Annotated in this window: 16 protein-coding genes; 9 read left to right on the top strand and 7 right to left on the bottom strand. The window is 72.6% G+C overall.

What is annotated here, in order from left to right:
* Positions 1 to 84: 84 nt before the first annotated feature.
* Entirely contained in the window at positions 85 to 765 is a 681-nt protein-coding gene (locus ACZ470_RS14615) for a phosphatase PAP2 family protein (protein WP_468427247.1), read from the top strand.
* Positions 766 to 1289: 524 nt separating this feature from the next.
* Here the strand turns inward: ACZ470_RS14615 and ACZ470_RS14610 are convergent.
* From ACZ470_RS14610 to ACZ470_RS14595, 4 genes are all read right to left on the bottom strand, one after another.
* The gene (locus tag ACZ470_RS14610) at positions 1290 to 2024 is read right to left on the bottom strand and encodes a cupin domain-containing protein (protein WP_468427246.1); all 735 of its coding nucleotides are present in this window, start codon (positions 2022 to 2024) and stop codon (positions 1290 to 1292) included.
* Positions 2018 to 2932, bottom strand: coding sequence for a DUF6807 domain-containing protein (locus ACZ470_RS14605; protein ID WP_468427245.1), 915 nt, complete (start codon positions 2930 to 2932; stop codon positions 2018 to 2020). The genes ACZ470_RS14610 and ACZ470_RS14605 overlap by 7 nt, the downstream gene beginning before the upstream one ends.
* A complete protein-coding gene (locus ACZ470_RS14600; protein WP_468427244.1) occupies positions 2932 to 4044 on the bottom strand; it encodes a Gfo/Idh/MocA family protein in 1113 nt (370 codons plus the stop codon). Before ACZ470_RS14600 ends, ACZ470_RS14605 begins: the two co-directional genes overlap by 1 nt.
* Before the next feature lie 142 nt (positions 4045 to 4186).
* The gene (locus ACZ470_RS14595; protein ID WP_468427243.1) at positions 4187 to 4960 is read right to left on the bottom strand and encodes a response regulator; all 774 of its coding nucleotides are present in this window, start codon (positions 4958 to 4960) and stop codon (positions 4187 to 4189) included.
* 297 nt (positions 4961 to 5257) lie between these two features.
* Between ACZ470_RS14595 and ACZ470_RS14590 the strand changes: the two genes are divergently transcribed.
* The 5 genes from ACZ470_RS14590 to ACZ470_RS14570 all read left to right on the top strand — a co-directional run bounded on the left by ACZ470_RS14590 (position 5258) and on the right by ACZ470_RS14570 (position 11412).
* On the top strand, positions 5258 to 6241 hold the full coding sequence (locus tag ACZ470_RS14590) for a Bug family tripartite tricarboxylate transporter substrate binding protein (protein WP_468427599.1): 984 nt from the start codon (positions 5258 to 5260) through the stop codon (positions 6239 to 6241).
* A complete protein-coding gene (locus ACZ470_RS14585) occupies positions 6238 to 6795 on the top strand; it encodes a tripartite tricarboxylate transporter TctB family protein (RefSeq protein ID WP_468427242.1) in 558 nt (185 codons plus the stop codon). The genes ACZ470_RS14590 and ACZ470_RS14585 overlap by 4 nt, the downstream gene beginning before the upstream one ends.
* A 1-nt stretch (position 6796) precedes the next feature.
* A complete protein-coding gene (locus tag ACZ470_RS14580) occupies positions 6797 to 8290 on the top strand; it encodes a tripartite tricarboxylate transporter permease (protein ID WP_468427241.1) in 1494 nt (497 codons plus the stop codon).
* A 170-nt stretch (positions 8291 to 8460) separates the two neighbouring features.
* Positions 8461 to 9552, top strand: coding sequence for a GDSL-type esterase/lipase family protein (locus ACZ470_RS14575; RefSeq protein WP_468427240.1), 1092 nt, complete (start codon positions 8461 to 8463; stop codon positions 9550 to 9552).
* 222 nt (positions 9553 to 9774) lie between these two features.
* Positions 9775 to 11412, top strand: coding sequence for a cellulase family glycosylhydrolase (locus ACZ470_RS14570; RefSeq protein ID WP_468427239.1), 1638 nt, complete (start codon positions 9775 to 9777; stop codon positions 11410 to 11412).
* Positions 11413 to 11475: 63 nt separating this feature from the next.
* Here ACZ470_RS14570 and ACZ470_RS14565 read toward each other — a convergent pair whose 3' ends face one another.
* Together ACZ470_RS14565 and ACZ470_RS14560 are read right to left on the bottom strand one after the other, a co-directional pair.
* Positions 11476 to 12117 (bottom strand): class F sortase, encoded by a 642-nt coding sequence (locus ACZ470_RS14565; protein WP_468427598.1) that lies wholly within the window; start codon positions 12115 to 12117, stop codon positions 11476 to 11478.
* A gap of 190 nt (positions 12118 to 12307) precedes the next feature.
* Positions 12308 to 12796, bottom strand: coding sequence for a hypothetical protein (locus ACZ470_RS14560; RefSeq protein WP_468427238.1), 489 nt, complete (start codon positions 12794 to 12796; stop codon positions 12308 to 12310).
* A gap of 250 nt (positions 12797 to 13046) precedes the next feature.
* Here ACZ470_RS14560 and ACZ470_RS14555 point away from each other — a divergent pair, with 250 nt between their 5' ends.
* The 3 genes from ACZ470_RS14555 (at position 13047) to ACZ470_RS14545 (ending at position 16002) form a co-directional block, all read left to right on the top strand.
* Entirely contained in the window at positions 13047 to 14210 is a 1164-nt protein-coding gene (locus ACZ470_RS14555) for an MFS transporter (RefSeq protein WP_468427237.1), read from the top strand.
* A gap of 142 nt (positions 14211 to 14352) precedes the next feature.
* A complete protein-coding gene (locus tag ACZ470_RS14550) occupies positions 14353 to 15231 on the top strand; it encodes an SDR family oxidoreductase (protein ID WP_468427236.1) in 879 nt (292 codons plus the stop codon).
* Between the two features lie 36 nt (positions 15232 to 15267).
* Positions 15268 to 16002 carry a maleylpyruvate isomerase family mycothiol-dependent enzyme gene (locus ACZ470_RS14545; RefSeq protein ID WP_468427235.1) on the top strand — a complete coding sequence of 245 codons (735 nt, stop codon included), beginning with the start codon at positions 15268 to 15270 and terminating at the stop codon, positions 16000 to 16002.
* Between the two features lie 22 nt (positions 16003 to 16024).
* Here ACZ470_RS14545 and ACZ470_RS14540 read toward each other — a convergent pair whose 3' ends face one another.
* Positions 16025 to 16417 (bottom strand): MarR family winged helix-turn-helix transcriptional regulator, encoded by a 393-nt coding sequence (locus ACZ470_RS14540; RefSeq protein ID WP_468427234.1) that lies wholly within the window; start codon positions 16415 to 16417, stop codon positions 16025 to 16027.
* Positions 16418 to 16460: the final 43 nt, after the last annotated feature.

The following is a 16460-nucleotide window of genomic DNA, read 5'->3' as shown; positions in this document are numbered from 1 at the left end:
ACGGATCATGAGTACCGTGGGCACCTGGTGATACCCGCCCGACGGGCGGGTACGCCACTCCACGATGCCACCGCGGGAGAGAAGATGAGCGAGCCCCCCACCACCGACCAGGACGTCACCCGTCCGCTCACCAGGCCCGTACCGCCCGCCGACGGACTGCGCAGGGTCGCCTCCGCGGTCCTCGGCGACCTCAGGGCCGTCGACGGCGCCCTGTACGCGGCGGTCGCGGCCACGCCGACACCGACCCTCGACCGGGCGCTGCGGCGGCTCTCCCACACGGCGGACCACTCCAAGATCTCGTTCGCCATCGCCGGTGCGCTCGCCCTGTGCGGGTCCCGGCCCCGGCGGGCGGCGCTCGCGGGGGTGGGGGCCGTGGCGGTGGCGTCGGCGTCGGCCAATCTGCTGGGGAAGCGGCTGGTCCGCAGGGCGCGGCCGGACCGGGAGGCGGCGCGGGTGACCGTGGACCGGCATGTGCCGATGCCGACGTCGGCGTCGTTCCCTTCGGGGCACACGGCGTCGGCGGTCGCGTTCGCCACGGCGGTGGGCACGGTGTTGCCGCCGGCGTCGGTGCCGCTGGGGGCACTGGCGTGCGCGGTCGGGTACTCCCGGGTCCATACGGGTGTCCACTATCCCGGGGATGTGGCTGCGGGGGCGATTCTGGGCATCGCCAGTGCGGCGACTGCTTTGGCCGTGGCTACGGCGTGGTTGCCGGCGTCGTATGGGCGGGGTGGGGTGCGGTCGGCTCTGCGACGCGGGGTGGTGTGATCCTCCGGATCGGGGGGTGCGGCCTCGCGGAGTCGCCTGCGCCTGGTTGCCCTGCGCTTTGAGGGGTACCGCGCGTCGGTGTGGGCCGGGGGGTGTCTGCGCAGCCCGGCGCTTGCGGGGTGCCGTCGCGCCCACCCTCCCCCACTCTCGGCTTCGCTCGAGCGGGAGGTACCCCCATCGCCCCAGCGGCACGACTGCCCGCGGAAGGCGGCAGGCGGCAGGCGGCAGGCGGCAGGCGGCAGGCGGCTGCCCGCGGATCGCGGGGCATGCGGCTGTCCGCAACCGGCGGAGACGGATGGCCGCCGACGGCGGTGAGGGGACGGGGCGGGGGTGGCCGCCCGCAGTGGCTGGCGCGTCCGCACCCCGCACCCCCCAAGAAACGTGATTCGCGCCAGTCCGAGGACGGACACCCCCGACGCGGCCCCGACCCACCCACCAACCGCCGGCGCTACCCAAGCCCCCACCGAAGCCGCACAGGCGCCGCAGGCATCCCACCCGCACCCCCACCGAAGCCGCAGGAGTGGTCACGGCAGCAGGTACTCGTCCCGGCGGCCGCACATCCCGAAGCCACCCCGCCGGCTGGGGGCAGCCTCGTGCACCGCCGCCTCTTCGAGGTGCGCGCAGTCACCCTCGGCCAGCGCGGACAACTGAGCACCCGTACGCTCGGCGGCGGCCAACGCGCCGGACCTCCACAGCTCCTGCCACACCGGTACCCGGTCCCGCACCAGCCGGGCCGCCGCACGCAGGAACTCCCGGTACGGCCCGGCGTCACCGCCCACAAGCGAATCCCGCAGCACGAGATAGCCCTCGACCGCGAGATCCCTCCGCCGCCGCGCCGCCGCCTCCACCTCCGGCCCCACCCCGGGCGGAAGCACCGCCGCCGCGGCGTACCGCGAAGGATCGGCCAGCACCTCCGGCGGAAACGTGAACACCGCGTCCCCGGCCTCGGGCAGCCCGCTGTTCTGCATCAGCACCGTGACCCGCAGCCCCCCGCCCTGCACCATCCGGTGCACGGTCCCCGGTGTGAACCACGCGACCGTCCCCGCCTCCAGCGCGATGTCCCGATACCCGTCGGAGCTCAGTGTCTGCACGGCCCCCCGGCCCCCGGTGACGACGTACGCCTCCGTGCACACCGTGTGCAGATGCGGGCTCCCCCCGCACACACCGTCCGCGGCCTCCCACTCGTACGCACTCAGGTGCGACAGCCCCACGGCACCCGGCAACGGCAGCGGCAGCGGCAGCGGCGCGCCGCTCACCACGCCAGCCCGTCCAGATACGATCCCACCCGCTCCCGATCCCACGCACCGTCCGCGACCACGATCCGATAGCGGTACGAGAACGACTCCCCCGGCGGCAGCACGAACTCCTCGAAGAACGCCCAGGAGAAGGCCACCGTAGGAATCGGCTCCGCACGGACGAACCAGTGCGACGGATGAACAGCGGCGTCGAGATTCTCGGGCGCATGCGCGAAGACCAGGGTCGAGTGGGCGTCCACGTCATCATGCTCGGCGGTGAAGGCAAGCCACGGCCCTTCCGTACCCATGAGCCCCCCAGCTCCGCCCTCGGCCCCGAAGACCGCACCCCCGGTGAAGTCCCGCGCCCCCCGCCACTGCAACCCGGTGTAACCGGCCATCTCCCGCCCCGCAGTGGTAGGAGACCCGAACACCAGATCGGCCCCCCGCACATTCCTCAACCGTATCGACCAGTCGAGCACCCACGCCCCGACCGACGAATCGACCGAGTGAACGCTCAGCCCACGCTCCTCCCGCGCCCACTCACCCCCACCGTGCTCCACCCAGGTGAGCTCCTCGACAAGATCGAGCCGCTCCTCCCCCACGGCGAACCCGGAGAACCCGTCGTGCCGCATCGACCCGACACGCTCGGGCAGAGGCAGATAACCCCGCCCGTGCACATACGAGTTGCCGCCCCAGAAGTTCTGCCCGGACAGATGACTGGCCGTCATCTGAAGTCCCTTGTGCCAGCGATGGTCGTTCGGCCGGTACCCGGTGACCGTCCGCCCGCCCAGCGTCCGCACCGGATGGGCGTACGGCTTCCGGGACTCGAACGCCTCGGGGTCGGGCCGGTAGACGTACCGCAGGATCTCCGTACCCCCCGCGGCCGTCACCACCACGGCGTCGCCGACCTCGTGAGTGACGCGGATGCCCATCAGTGCTCCTCGGGTGCCCAGTCGGAGTGACCACCGTGCATGGCCGCGTAGAACGGGTCACCGGGGCCGATCTCCCCGGCCCGCACCGGCAGCCCGGTGAACGCGGCCTTGTACAGGGCGGCGGCGAACTCGAGGGTGCTCCGTGCCTCCGCCCCGCTCCCCGGCGGCCGCGCACCGGCGTCGTACGCGTCGAGGAGGGTGCCCAGCTGCGCCGTGTGCGAACTGGGCACGTTCCGCGCGGGAGTACTCCACACCACCGCACGCTCGGCGGGGACATGCCGTGCCGGGGTGTATCTCCAGTCGTCGTTGACATGCCCGTACAGATGGGTGAGTTCGACCGTCGCATCGGCGCAGTCGATCCGGATCCGGCTCACCTCGTCGGGGGACAGCACGCTGTTGACGACGGTGGCGAGCGCGCCGTCGCGGAAGCGGACCAGCGCGGTGGACACGTCCTCCCCCTCCGTGTCGTGGACGAGGCGCGCCGCCATGGCCCGTATCTCCTCCCACTCCCCCAGCAGATGCAGCAGCAGGTCGAACTGGTGGATGCCGTGGCCCATCGTCGGCCCGCCGCCCTCGGTGGCCCAGCGTCCCCGCCAGGGCACGGAGTAGTACGCGGCGTCCCGGTGCCAGGTGGTCTGGCAGTGCGCGACGAGCGGCGCGCCCAGCTCACCGCTCCGGATCAGCTCACGGGCGTGGACGGCGCCGGAGCCGTAGCGGTGCTGGAAGACGACGGACGCGTACGCCCCCGACGCCTCCTCCGCGGCCGCGATGTCGTCGTACTCGGCGAGCGACAGGCACAGCGGCTTCTCGCACTGCACCCAGGCACCCGCCTTGAGCGCGGCCACCGTCTGCTCCCGGTGGAGCGACGGCGGGGTCCCGATCAGCACCAGATCCGGCCGTACGGCGTCGAGCATCCCGCTCATCGAGGTGAACCCGGCGACGTGTTCCCCGGCCAACGCGCGGAAGTCGTCGAGCCGGCCCTGGTCCACGTCGACGGCGGCGACCAGTTCTGCGCGGTCGGCGTGGGCGCGGAGCGCGGGCAGATGGCCCCCGCTCACGATGGCACCGGTTCCGACGACGGCGACTCGGCGGCGGACGGGGGACAAGGACATGCGGCGCTCCTCGGCACTACGACGCAGGCGGGTGGAAGCCAAAGCGCCAGAAAGCGCTTTCTCCCACGTCGACCCTAGGCTCGCTCAGAGGCAGGCACAACCCCACCCCCGATTTCGCATCGCCCCGGACGAACCGAAACCCCTACGCCCGCGCCCCGCCGCCGGACCGCTCCGACCGCTCCGACCGCAACCCCCCGCCCAGCCCCAGGAACCGGTACCGCCGCTCGGGCCGCCCCGTCGCCCCGTACCGCAGCGACACCTCGACGGTGCCCACGGTGTGGAAGTGCTCCAGATACCGGCGGGCACTGACCCGCGAAACCCCGGTCAGACCGGCGCACTCCGTGGCCGACAGGGTGCCGTCCGCCTCGCGCAGGGTGCGTTCGATCAGTCCGGCGGTTTCCGCACTCATACCTTTGGGCAGCGCCGGGGACACCGGCCCCGCCGCACCGGCCAACACCCGGTCGACGTCGGCCTGACCGCGGACCACCGTGTCGAGCAGCCGGCCGCGCTGCACGGCGTAGCGCTCCAGTCGGCCCCGCAGATCCTCGAAGTCGAACGGCTTGAGCAGGTAGTCGACGACACCGTGCCGCACCGCGCCACGCACCGCGTCCGCCTCGCGGGCGGCGCTGATGACCATGACGTCGCAGTCGTGCCCGGCGGTGCGCAGCCGGGGGATGACGTCGAGACCGAACACATCGGGCAGATACAGATCCAGCAGCACCAGATCGGGACGGAGTTCGTCCACGGCGGCGACGGCCTGCTCCCCGGTCCCGGCGACCCCGACGACCCGGAACACGTCGAGGCGCTCCACATAGGCGCGATGCACCCGGGCCACCCGGAAGTCGTCGTCGACCACGAGCACATCGATCGCGTCGGCTGTCGCGGGCGCAGTGCGCTCGCCCCGACCGCTGTTCATCGGCTTGCTCCTTCCGCTCCCGCATCGGTGAGGTGACCCGGACCGCCCGGGTCGGCGGCCGTCGCCTCCGGCGGACACGACAAGGCGCGGCGCCGGAGCCGCCATCATGGCCCCCACCTGCGGCCGGGGAAAGAGATGTGCGCCACGGGCACCCCACCGCTGACGCAATGACCACAACCTCCATTGGTTCCGCAAGCGCGACAGCCCGGCGGCGCGCGGGCACCATGTGGCCCGCGTCACCCTCCCCCACAGGGCCCGGCGCGTTCCCAGACGACCGACCGACAGGTGGTGGCACTCGTGCGCCTGCGCACACCCCTCGCCCTGCTCGGGGCCGCCGTGCTCGTACTCGTGGGCCCGCCGCTGCTCACGACCGGCAGCGGCACCGACACCGGCACGCAGATCCCGGGTCTGCGCTTCATGGTTCCCAACACGCCCGGCGGCGGCTACGACATCACGGCCCGTACGGCCGCGAAGAACGCCGAGGACGCCGGACTCACCCACACCATCGAGGTGTTCAACCTGCCCGGCGCCGGCGGCACCGTCGGCCTGAGCCGGCTGGTGAGCGAGCACGGCAACGGCAAGCTCGCCATGTCGATGGGCCTGGGCGTGGTGGGCGCCGTCCGCTCCAACGACGCGCCGAAGACCCTCGCCGACACCACCCCGATCGCCCGGCTCACCGAGGAGCAGGACGTCGTCGTGGTGGCGAAGGACTCCCCGTACAAGACGATCGACGACCTGATCGGCGCCTGGAAGGAGAACCCGGGCAAGCTCCCGGTGGGCGGCGGGTCCTCCCCCGGCGGGCCGGACCATCTCGCGCCGATGCTGATGGCGCGGGCGGCCGGGATCCCGCCGAAGCAGGTCAACTACATCCCGTTCGACGGCGGCGGCGAACTGCTCGCCTCGATCCTCGGCAACAAGGTCGCGTTCGGCGTGTCCGGCGTCGGCGAGTACCTCGACCAGATCAGGTCCGGTGAGCTGCGCCTGCTCGCGGTCACCGGCCCCGAGCGGGTCGCCGGCCTCGACGCGCCGACCCTCCAGGAGGCGGGCTACGACGTGAGTTTCACCAACTGGCGCGGCATCGTCGCCCCGCCCGGCCTCACCGACGCCGAGCGCGACAAGCTCGTACGCCTGGTGCGGAAGTTGCACGACTCGGAGGAATGGCAGGAGTCCATGAAACGGAACGGCTGGGACGACGCCTTCCTGACCGGCGAGAAGTTCGGCGCGTTCCTGGATTCCGAGGACGAGCGCGTGACCTCGGTGCTGAAGGAGCTGGGACTGTGACGACATCGACCACCGGCCCCTCCCCCGACCCCGCCACCGCCACCGCCACCGCCCCCGGACGGCGTTCCTGGCTCCGCGACCACTCCGAACTCGGCGTCTGCGCACTGCTGCTGGCCCTCGGCGTGCTGGTCCTGACCGACGCCCTCACCATGGAGGTCGACATCGCCCAGCGCGGGCCCGTCGGCCCGAAGACGGTGCCCGTCGTCGTCGGCATCGGACTGCTCGTCGTGGCCGCCCTGCTCGCGGCCGACGTGCTGCGCGGCGGCCGGGGGCAGGCGGAGACCGGCGAGGACGTCGACCTGTCCGAGCCGGCCGACTGGCGCACGGTCCTGCTGCTCACCGGGGTGTTTCTCGGCGCCGCCGTCCTCATCGAGCCGCTCGGCTTCCCCGTCGCGGGCGCGCTGCTCTTCTGGGGCGCGGCCTTCGCGCTCGGCAGCCGCAGACTCGACCGCGATCCGCTGATCGCGGCGGTGGTCTCCTTCGTCACCTACGCCGTGTTCAACCACCTGCTCGGAGTGCCGCTGCCCGGCGGTCCGCTGATGGGAGTGCTGTGACATGAACGCCCTCAACTCCCTCATGGACGGCTTCGGTACCGCCCTCACCCCGCTCAACCTGCTCTGGGCCGCCGTGGGCGTGCTGCTCGGCACGGCGATCGGCGTGCTGCCCGGCATCGGCCCGGCGATGGCGGTGGCGCTGCTGCTGCCGGTGACGTACGGGCTCGATCCGGTCGGCGCGTTCATCATGTTCGCCGGGATCTACTACGGCGCGATGTTCGGCGGCTCGACCACCTCCATCCTGCTGAACACGCCCGGTGAGAGCGCGGCGGTGGTGGCGGCCATGGAGGGCAATCCCATGGCCAAGTCGGGGCGCGGCGCACAGGCCCTCGCGGCCGCCGCCATCGGGCACTTCGCGGGCGGCATGGTCGGCACGATCCTGCTGGTGGCGCTGGCTCCGACGGTCGCGGACCTGGCGGTGGACATCGGCGCGCCGGACTACTTCGCCATCATGGTGCTGGCGTTCATCGCGGTGACGTCGGTGCTCGGTTCGTCCCGGATCCGGGGCATGGCCTCGCTGCTGATCGGCCTGACGATCGGTCTGGTGGGCCTGGACCGGATGACCGGCCAGCAGCGGCTGACGTTCGGCTCGCTGCAACTCGCGGACGGCATCGACGTGGTGATCGTCGCGGTGGGCCTGTTCGCGATCGGTGAGGCGCTGTGGGTCGCCGCCCATCTGCGGCGCCGGCCGCCGGATCCCATCCCGGTGGGCCGTCCGTGGCTGGGCCGCGCCGATGTGAGGCGAACCTGGAAGTCCTGGGCGCGCGGCCCGTTCATCGGCTTCCCGTTCGGCGCGATCCCGGCGGGCGGCGCGGAGATCCCGACGTTCCTGTCGTACGTCACGGAGAAGCGGCTGTCGAAACACAAGGACGAGTGGGGCAAGGGCGCCATCGAGGGCGTCGCGGGTCCGGAGTCGGCGGCGTCGGCCTCGGCGGCGGGCACGCTGGTGTCCATGTTGACCCTGGGCCTGCCGACCACGGCCGTCGCGGCGGTGATGCTGGCCGCGTTCCAGCAGTACGGCATCCAGCCCGGCCCGCTGCTCTTCGAACGCGAACCCGACCTGGTGTGGGGCCTGATCGCCTCGCTGTTCGTCGGCATGGTGCTGCTGCTCGCCCTCAACCTGCCGCTGGCCCCGGTGTGGGCGAAGCTGCTGCGCGTTCCGCGGCCGTATCTGTACGCCGGGATCATGTTCTTCGCGGCGGTGGGCGCGTACGCGGTCGGCGGTGAGGTGATCGACCTGGTGCTCCTGCTGATCATCGGTCTGATCGGGTTCGGCATGCGGCGGTACGGACTGCCGGTGCTGCCCGCCGTCATCGGCGTCATCCTCGGCCCGGCCGCCGAACAGCAGCTGCGCCGTGCCCTTCAGATCAGCGACGGCAGCGTCACCGGTCTGGTCGACACACCGTTCTCGGTGATTGTTTACGCGGTCGTCGTGCTGCTGCTCGCCTGGCCGCTGGTGCGCAGGGCGCTGCCCCGCAAGGGCGCCCGGACCTGATCGAACGCGGATTCGCCTGTCGGGGTGCGGCACTCCGGGCCGCGCCCCGACGGTGTGCGGACGCCGCGGCGACGGGAGCGCAATCCCGTCCAAGCCCTTGACGCGTGAATGACAACGATGGCTTGATGTGCGTCGTGGGAGCGCTCCCACATCCCAGGGAAGGGGACACCATGCGCGACACCCGCCTTCTGCGGTTACGCACACTTCCGCTCCTCGGCCTGCTGGCCGCCCTGCTCCTCGCCCTCGGCGCCACCGTCGCGCCGCCCGCGACGGCCGCCCCGGCGGCCGCCGATCCGGTGCGGATCATGCCGCTGGGCGACTCCATCACCGGGTCACCGGGTTGCTGGCGAGCCCTGCTGTGGAACCAGCTGCTGGACGCCGGCCACACCGACATCGACTTCGTCGGCACCCTGCCCGCGCAGGGCTGCGGAGTGGCGCACGACGGGGACAACGAAGGCCACGGCGGCGAGCTGGTCACCAACGTGGCGGACCGGGACCTGCTTCCCGCGCGGCTGGCGGCGACGCGGCCGGACATCGTTGTCATGCACTTCGGCACGAACGACGTGTGGAGCGCCGTCGCTCCCGACCGGATCCTCGCCGCCTACACGAAGCTCGTGGGACAGATGCGGGAGTCCAACCCGGACATGCGGGTGCTCGTGGCCCGGATCATCCCCATGAACCCCGCCACCTGCGCCGCCTGCGCCCAGCGCGTGGTCGACTTCAACGCCCGGATCCCCGCGTGGGCCGCGGCGACGCACACCACCCGCTCCCCGGTGACCGTGGTCGACCAGTGGACGGGTTTCGACACGGCCGCCGACACCTACGACGGCGTGCACCCGAACGACGCCGGCAACCGGAAGATCGCCGCACGCTGGTTCCCGGCCCTGGACGCGCTTCTGGAGGAGGGCGTCCCCGGCGGCCCCGGCGGTCCAGGTGAGCCCGGCGACGCCACCTGCACGGCCTCCTTCCGGGCCGTCTCCGCCTGGCAGGGCGGCTACCAGGGCGAGGTGACGGTGCGCAACACCTCCACCGCCCCCGTCACGGGCTGGACGGTGACGGTCGTACCCGCCGCCGGCGCCCGCATCGGCCAGGTCTGGAACGGCACCCTCGGCACGGCCGCCGACGGCACGGCCACCGTCACCGACGCGGGCTGGAACGGCGCCCTCGCCCCCGGCGCGAGCACCTCCTTCGGCTTCATCGCCACCGCCCCGGCAACCTCCTCCGCGCCGACGGCGACCGTCGACTGCACGGCAACCTCCTGAACGCACGGCATGGACCGACCGCACCGCCAACCCCTGCCGCACGGCATGGACCGACCGCACCGCCAACCCCTGCCGCACGACAGGAACCGAGCGCACCGCCAACCCCTGCCGCACGACACGAACCGAGCGCACCACCAACCCCTGCCGCACGGCACGGACCGACCGCACCGCACGGACCAAGCACGGCAAAGGACAGCCCACCGCACCCCCACTGGAGCCGCCATGAGATCCCGTACCCCCCTCTCCCCACGAGCCGCCGGCCTTGTCGCCGCCCTCGTGGGACTCCTCCTCCCGCTCCTCGCCCTCACCACTCCGGCCCACGCGGCGCCCACCGGCTTCCGTGTCGAGAACGGCCGGCTCCTCGAGGCGTCCGGGAACGACTTCGTGATGCGCGGGGTCAACCACGCGCACACCTGGTACGCCGACCGGATCAGCTCGCTGGCGCACATCAAGGCCAAGGGCGCCAACACGGTGCGTGTCGTGCTCTCCAGCGGCGACCGCTGGACCCGCAACGACACCGCCGACGTGGCGAACGTCGTCGCGCAGTGCAAGCAGAACCGGCTGATCTGCGTCCTGGAGGTGCACGACACCACCGGCTACGGCGAGCAGAGCGGAGCCGTCACCCTCTCCCGCGCCGCCGACTACTGGATCAGCGTCCAGAGCGCCCTGGCCGGCCAGGAGGACTACGTCATCGTCAACATCGGCAACGAGCCGCACGGCAACACCGGGTACACCGCCTGGACGGCCGACACCAAGGCGGCGATCCAGAAGCTGCGCGCCGCCGGCTTCGACCACACGCTGATGGTCGACGCCCCCAACTGGGGCCAGGACTGGGCGTTCACGATGCGCGACAACGCCGCCTCGGTCTTCGCCGCCGATCCCGACGCCAACACGGTCTTCTCCATCCACATGTACGGCGTCTTCGACACGGCCGCTGAGATCAGTGACTACCTGGGCCGCTTCGTCGCCGCGAAACTTCCCATCGTGGTGGGCGAGTTCGGCCACGACCACTCCGACGGCAACCCCGACGAGAACACCATCCTGGCCGTCACCCGGCAGCTCGGTCTGGGCTACCTCGGCTGGTCCTGGAGCGGCAACGGCGGCGGCGTCGAGTATCTGGACATGGTCACGAACTTCGACCCGAACCGGCTGACCAGCTGGGGGGAGCGCCTCTTCAACGGCGCCGACGGCATCGCGGCCACGTCCGAGGAGGCCGCGGTCTACGGATCCGGCTCCGGCGACGACACCACGGCCCCGACCGCTCCCGGCACCCCGAGCGCCTCGGCGGTGACCGCCTCGACCGCGACCCTGACCTGGGGCGCCGCCACCGACGCCAACGGTGTGACGGGTTACGACGTCGTGCGGATCGCCGGCGGCGGGGAGACCGTCGTCACCACGACGGCCGGCCCGTCCGCCACCCTCACCGGCCTCACCCCGGCCACGTCGTACACCTTCGCCGTCTACGCCCGGGACGCCGCCGGCAACCGCTCGCAGCGCTCCGCCACGGTGACCGTGACCACGTCCTCCGGCGGAACGACGGGCGCGTGCGAGATCGGCTACCGGGTGACCAACGAGTGGCCCGGCGGCTTCCAGGGCGAGGTAACCGTCCGCAACACCGGCGGCTCGGCCGTCAACGGCTGGACGCTCACCTGGTCCTTCCCGGCCGGCCAGCGGATCACCAACATGTGGGGCGGCACGCCGACGCAGAGCGGTTCCGAGGTCAGCGTCGCCTCCGCCGCGTACACCGCGTCGATCCCCGCGTCCGGCTCGGTCACCCTCGGCTTCACGGCCACCCGGACCGGCGCCAACCCCAGCCCGACGGCGTTCGGGCTCAACGGCGCGGACTGCTCCGTGGCCTGACGAGCCGCTGCCCGGAAGGTGCCCTCCCCCCTTCCGGGCAGCCGGCCGGCCGTCCCGGGCGGTTCAGACCAGGTGGGCGAAGACCACCAGGTTCTCGGTGTAGTCCCGGGCGGCCCGGTCGTAGTCCCCGGCGCAGGTGATGAGCCGCACCTGGGCGTCGGGGGTGTCGGCGTACACGCGCTCGTCGGGGAAGTCGTCCTTCTCGAAGGACTCCGTCTCGTCCACCACGAACGTCGCCTTGCTGCCGTCGGCGCGCAGCACCCGGAAGCGGTCGCCCTTCTCGAGTTCGCCGAGCCGTGCGAACACGGCCGGGGACGTCGTCGTGTCCACGTGCCCGGCGATGATGGCCGTACCGCGCTCGCCCGGGGAGACGCCCTTGGCGTACCAGCCGACCAGGTTGGTGTTCTGGGGCGGCGGGGGCTCGAGCCGGCCCTTCTCGCCGATGGCGAGGTCGATGAAGGGGGCGTCGACGTCGATGGCGGGGATGAGCAGCCGGGTGGGCTCCGACCGCGGCAGACCCTTGGCGGCCGCTTCGCGCGCGGCGGGTTCACCGGCGGACGGTTCGCGCGCGGCGGACCCGGACGGAGCGGTGGAGACCGCGGGGGGCGCGTGCGGGCCGTGGGCGTCGTCGGAGGTCTCCTCCCCGCCGCCCATCAGGGTCGTGGCCAGCAGAAGGCCGGCCCCGCTCCAGAAGACCGCCGTCATGACGGCGCGCACTCTCCGCCTCATCGGCGACGCCGGATCGGTTTCGAGGGGGGAAGGGGGACTGGCTGCCATCGGGGGAACCACCTCACTCGGGCACGGCAGCGGGCACGGGACGCGGACGAGCGAGCGGGGCCGTCATGACGCGCGAGGCGCGTACGACGGCCCCGGCCGCTATGGCGCCGGGCATGGCTCAGGCCATGTCCCCGGAGACCTTCTTGCGGCGCAGCGCGTAGGCGCCGGTGCCGAGGACCGCCAGTGCGGCCAGGCCGCCCGCGGTGACACCGGGCTCGGCGAGCCCACCGCCACCGGTGTGCATCCCGCCACGCGGCTTCTCGTGGTGCCCCTCCTTGCCCTGCTTGCCGCTCCAGGAGTCCTCGCTCTGCGAGTCGTCCTTCTCCTTGTACGTCTCGGGGTCGTACTTGGGGTCCTTGGCGGTGCCCCAGTCCTCCTCGCCCACGGCGGTCAGGGCCCCGCCGCCCGTGTGTACTCCGCCGTGCGGCTTCTCGTGCTTGCTCTCCTTGTCGTACTCCTTGCTGTAGGAAGACTTGTCGTGCTCCTTGCTGTAGGAAGACTTGTCGTGTTCCCCCTCGCCCGAGTGGTCGGCGTAGGCTGCGGGCGCGGCGATGGCGAGGGCCGCCGTGGCCGTCGCGGTGGCGAGCACCATGCGGGCAGAGCGCATCTGAGAGTCCTTCCACAGGAGGCCGGGCAGCTGACTCCGCGTCAGCACGGGTGTCCCGTCTCCGGCGTGATCCACGCTGATTCATGCCGCCCCGGCCCACCATCCGGGACGATCACTCGGGTTAACGTCCCCACCCCTCCGGCGGCAGACCGGCCGCACCCGCCGTCTTCCGGCCTCCCTTGCCCCGGGCCGCGTCGCCGCCTAGCCTGACTTTGTGCCGCTAATAAACAAAACCCGTTCGCACAGCGTGGTGCCGGGTACCGACCTCGTCCGCCTCCGTCTCGCCCTCACCGCCTTCTTCGCCCTCGACGGCTTCGTCTTCGCCGGCTGGGTGGTGCGCATCCCGGCCATCAAGGAACAGACCGGCGCCTCCGCGAGCGCCCTCGGTCTCGCCCTGCTCGGTGTCTCCGCCGGGGCCGTGATCACCATGACCCTCACCGGCCGGCTGTGCCGGCGGTACGGCAGCCATCTCGTCACCGTCGTCTGCGCCGTCCTGCTCTGCCTGAGCGTCGGCCTGCCCCCGCTGACCCATTCCGCCCCGGTGCTCGGCCTCGTACTCCTGCTGTTCGGCGCGGCGTACGGCGGGATCAACGTCGCCTTCAACAGTGCCGCCGTCGACCTGGTGACCGCGCTGGGGCGGCCCATCATGCCCAGCTTCCACGCCGCGTTCAGCCTGGGCGGCATGGTCGGCGCGGGGCTGGGCGCCCTCGTCGCCGGTTCGCTCTCGCCCACCCGGCATCTGTGGGGGCTCGCCGTCGTGGGACTGCTCGTGACGGCCGTGGCGGGCCGGGCACTGATGCGCTGCGAACCGCTGACCCCGGCGGACGCGGGACGGACCGAGCGGGGCGCCCCGCAGAAGCCGGACCGCCGTACCCGCGCGCTGGTGATCGTCTTCGGGCTCATCGCGCTGTGCACCGCGTACGGCGAAGGGGCGCTGGCCGACTGGGGGGCGCTCCATCTCGAGGAGGACCTCGACGCCTCGCCGGGCGCGGCGGCCGTCGGGTACTCCCTCTTCGCGCTCGCCATGACGGTGGGGCGGCTCACCGGTACGACGCTCCTGGAGCGGCTGGGCCGGACCCGTACCGTCCTCGCGGGCGGCTCCACCGCGGCGGCCGGAATGCTGCTCGGCGCGCTCGCCCCGTCCCTGTGGGCGGCCCTGCTCGGCTACGCGGTCACCGGCCTCGGTCTGGCGAACCTCTTCCCCGTGGCCATCGAACGGGCGGGCGCCCTCGCGGGCCCCAGCGGGGTGGCGACCGCCTCCACCCTCGGGTACGGCGGCATGCTCCTCGGCCCGCCCGCGATCGGCTTCATGGCGGACTGGTTCAGTCTCCCGGCCGCCCTGACCAGCGTGGCGGTGCTGGCCGCGGTGGCGACGGTCATCGGCTTCACGACCCGCCATGTGAACGCGGGCTGATTCCGTACGGTCCCCGGTCCGTCCGGCCGATGTCGCGACGGGCCGGGTGGGGCGGGCGGTGGCGGGGTACCCGGGCGTCGGCGTCCGCCGGTCCCGTGCCGGCGGGCGGCGCGAACCCCCCACCACGCGACCGGGAGAGACCGTGACCGAGCAGCAGAATCCCGTCGAGCGTCATCCGACCCCCGACTTCCCGTCCCAGGACCAGCCGCATCCCGGCTGGACCGGCCCCATGGATCCGCCGCCGGACCACGGTGAGGACACCTACCGGGGCAGCGGCCGGCTGACGGACCGGAAGGCCGTGATCACGGGCGGGGACTCCGGGATCGGCCGGGCGGTCGCGCTGGCGTTCGCCCGTGAGGGGGCCGACGTCGTCTTCACCCACCTGGACAGCGAGAAGGACGACGCCGCCGAGACCGCCCGGTTGGTGGAGGAGGCCGGCCGGCGGGCCGTGCCCGTCGCCTGCGACGTCCGGGACGAGGAGAACTGCCGGGCGCTGATCGACCGCGCGGTGTCGGAGTTCGGCAGGATCGACATCCTGGTGAACAACGCGGCGTACCAGATGTCGCAGCCCGACGGCATCGAGGCGATCTCCACCGAGCAGTTCGACCGCGTCCTGCGCACCAACCTGTACGGCATGTTCTGGCTGTGCAAACTGGCCCTGCCGCACCTGCCGGAGGGCGGAAGCATCATCAACTCGGCCTCCGTGCAGGCGTACAAGCCGAGCCCGCACCTGCTGGACTACGCGACCACGAAGGGCGCGATCGTCACGTTCACCCAGGGGCTGGCGCAGATGCTGATCGGCCGGGGCATCCGGGTCAACGCCGTGGCGCCGGGCCCGGTGTGGACGCCGCTGATCCCGGCGACGCTGCCGGACACCGCGGAGTTCGGCAAGCAGGCGCCCATCGGGCGTCCGGCCCAGCCGGCCGAGATGGCCCCGGCGTACGTCTTCCTCGCCTCCCAGGAGGCGTCGTACATCACCGCGGAGATCGTCAACGCGACCGGCGGGACGCCGCTTCCCTAGGTCACGGCCGGACGTCCGTACGGCAGACTCCTGCGCATGGACACTGCTTGGTTCCTGGGGATCCTGGAGAAAGAGGGCCAGTTGCTGGCCGACGCCGCCGAAGAGGCCGGCGTGGACGCCGCCGTCCCGGCCTGTCCGGGGTGGCGGATACGCGACCTGCTCGGGCACACCGGCGTGGTGCACCGATGGGCGGCGGCCTTCGTCGCGGAGGGACGCACCGCGCCGCGCCCGATGGGCGAGCACCCCGAGCTGGACGGCGCCGGTCTCGTCGCCTGGTACCGCGACAGTCACCGCCGCCTGGTGGACACCCTGGCCGGGGCCGCTCCCGATGTGGAGTGCTTCACGTTCCTGCCCGGACCGCCCTCCGCGCTCGCGTTCTGGGCGCGTCGGCAGGCGCACGAGACGGCCGTCCACCGGTTCGACGCGGAGTCGGCGCGCGGCGGTACGCCGTCGCCGATCGCCGCGGACTTCGCGGTGGACGGGGTGGACGAGCTGCTGCGCGGCTTCCACGCGCGGCCCAAGAGCCGGGTCCGCACCGGGACGCCCCGGGTCCTGCGGGTGCGCGTGACCGACGCGGACGCGGTGTGGACCGTACGTCTGTCCCAGGAACCGCCGGTGACCGCACGGGACGCGGAGGGGGACGCGGAGTGCGAACTGGCCGGACCGGCCGAGCGGTTGTATCTCGCGCTGTGGAACCGGGTGCCGGTACCGGCGGTGTCCGGCGATCCGGAACTGGCCGCGCTCTGGCGGGACCTGTCCGCCGTGACCTGAGGGCCCGGACGGGTGCCGCCGCTCAGTCGTCCGCGAGCATCCGGGACAGCGCCGCGCGCTGCACGGGAAGGGCCGCGCCGTGCAGCGCGCGGCCCTTCGCGGTGAGCGACACCCGCACGCCCCGCCGGTCCTCCGGGCACATCCCGCGCTCGAGCAGGCCCTCCCTCTCCAGCCGGGCGATCAGCCGGGACAGCGCGCTCTGGCTCAGATGGACGCGCTCGGAGATCTCCTGGACGCGGTAGGAGCAGCCGCCCGGCCCGGAGCCCTGCGCGAGGATGTCGAGGACCTCGAAGTCGCTGGCGCACAGGCCGTGTTCGTGCAGGGCGCGGTCGATCTCGCACTGGGTGCGGGCATGCAGCGCCAGCACGTCCCGCCACCGTTCCACGAGCGCCTGTTCACCCTGCTTCGCCGCCATGGGCGCACCGTAGCAAAGGAGCCGGTTCATTGCATCAGAATTA

It is taken from the genome of Streptomyces sp. NPDC031111, from assembly GCF_055570675.1.
The sequence above is the reverse complement of the archived record's forward strand: the minus strand, read 5'-3'. Positions and strand labels throughout refer to the sequence as shown.

Coding starts and splice junctions, on each gene's coding strand:
- ACZ470_RS14540 (WP_468427234.1), bottom strand. CDS start 16,417: ATGGCGGCGAAGCAGGGTGAACAGGCGCTCGTGGAACGGTGGCGGGAC.
- ACZ470_RS14575 (WP_468427240.1), top strand. CDS start 8,461: ATGCGCGACACCCGCCTTCTGCGGTTACGCACACTTCCGCTCCTCGGC.
- ACZ470_RS14615 (WP_468427247.1), top strand. CDS start 85: ATGAGCGAGCCCCCCACCACCGACCAGGACGTCACCCGTCCGCTCACC.
- ACZ470_RS14560 (WP_468427238.1), bottom strand. CDS start 12,796: ATGCGCTCTGCCCGCATGGTGCTCGCCACCGCGACGGCCACGGCGGCC.
- ACZ470_RS14595 (WP_468427243.1), bottom strand. CDS start 4,960: ATGAACAGCGGTCGGGGCGAGCGCACTGCGCCCGCGACAGCCGACGCG.
- ACZ470_RS14570 (WP_468427239.1), top strand. CDS start 9,775: ATGAGATCCCGTACCCCCCTCTCCCCACGAGCCGCCGGCCTTGTCGCC.
- ACZ470_RS14545 (WP_468427235.1), top strand. CDS start 15,268: ATGGACACTGCTTGGTTCCTGGGGATCCTGGAGAAAGAGGGCCAGTTG.
- ACZ470_RS14605 (WP_468427245.1), bottom strand. CDS start 2,932: ATGGGCATCCGCGTCACTCACGAGGTCGGCGACGCCGTGGTGGTGACG.
- ACZ470_RS14600 (WP_468427244.1), bottom strand. CDS start 4,044: ATGTCCTTGTCCCCCGTCCGCCGCCGAGTCGCCGTCGTCGGAACCGGT.
- ACZ470_RS14565 (WP_468427598.1), bottom strand. CDS start 12,117: ATGACGGCGGTCTTCTGGAGCGGGGCCGGCCTTCTGCTGGCCACGACC.
- ACZ470_RS14580 (WP_468427241.1), top strand. CDS start 6,797: ATGAACGCCCTCAACTCCCTCATGGACGGCTTCGGTACCGCCCTCACC.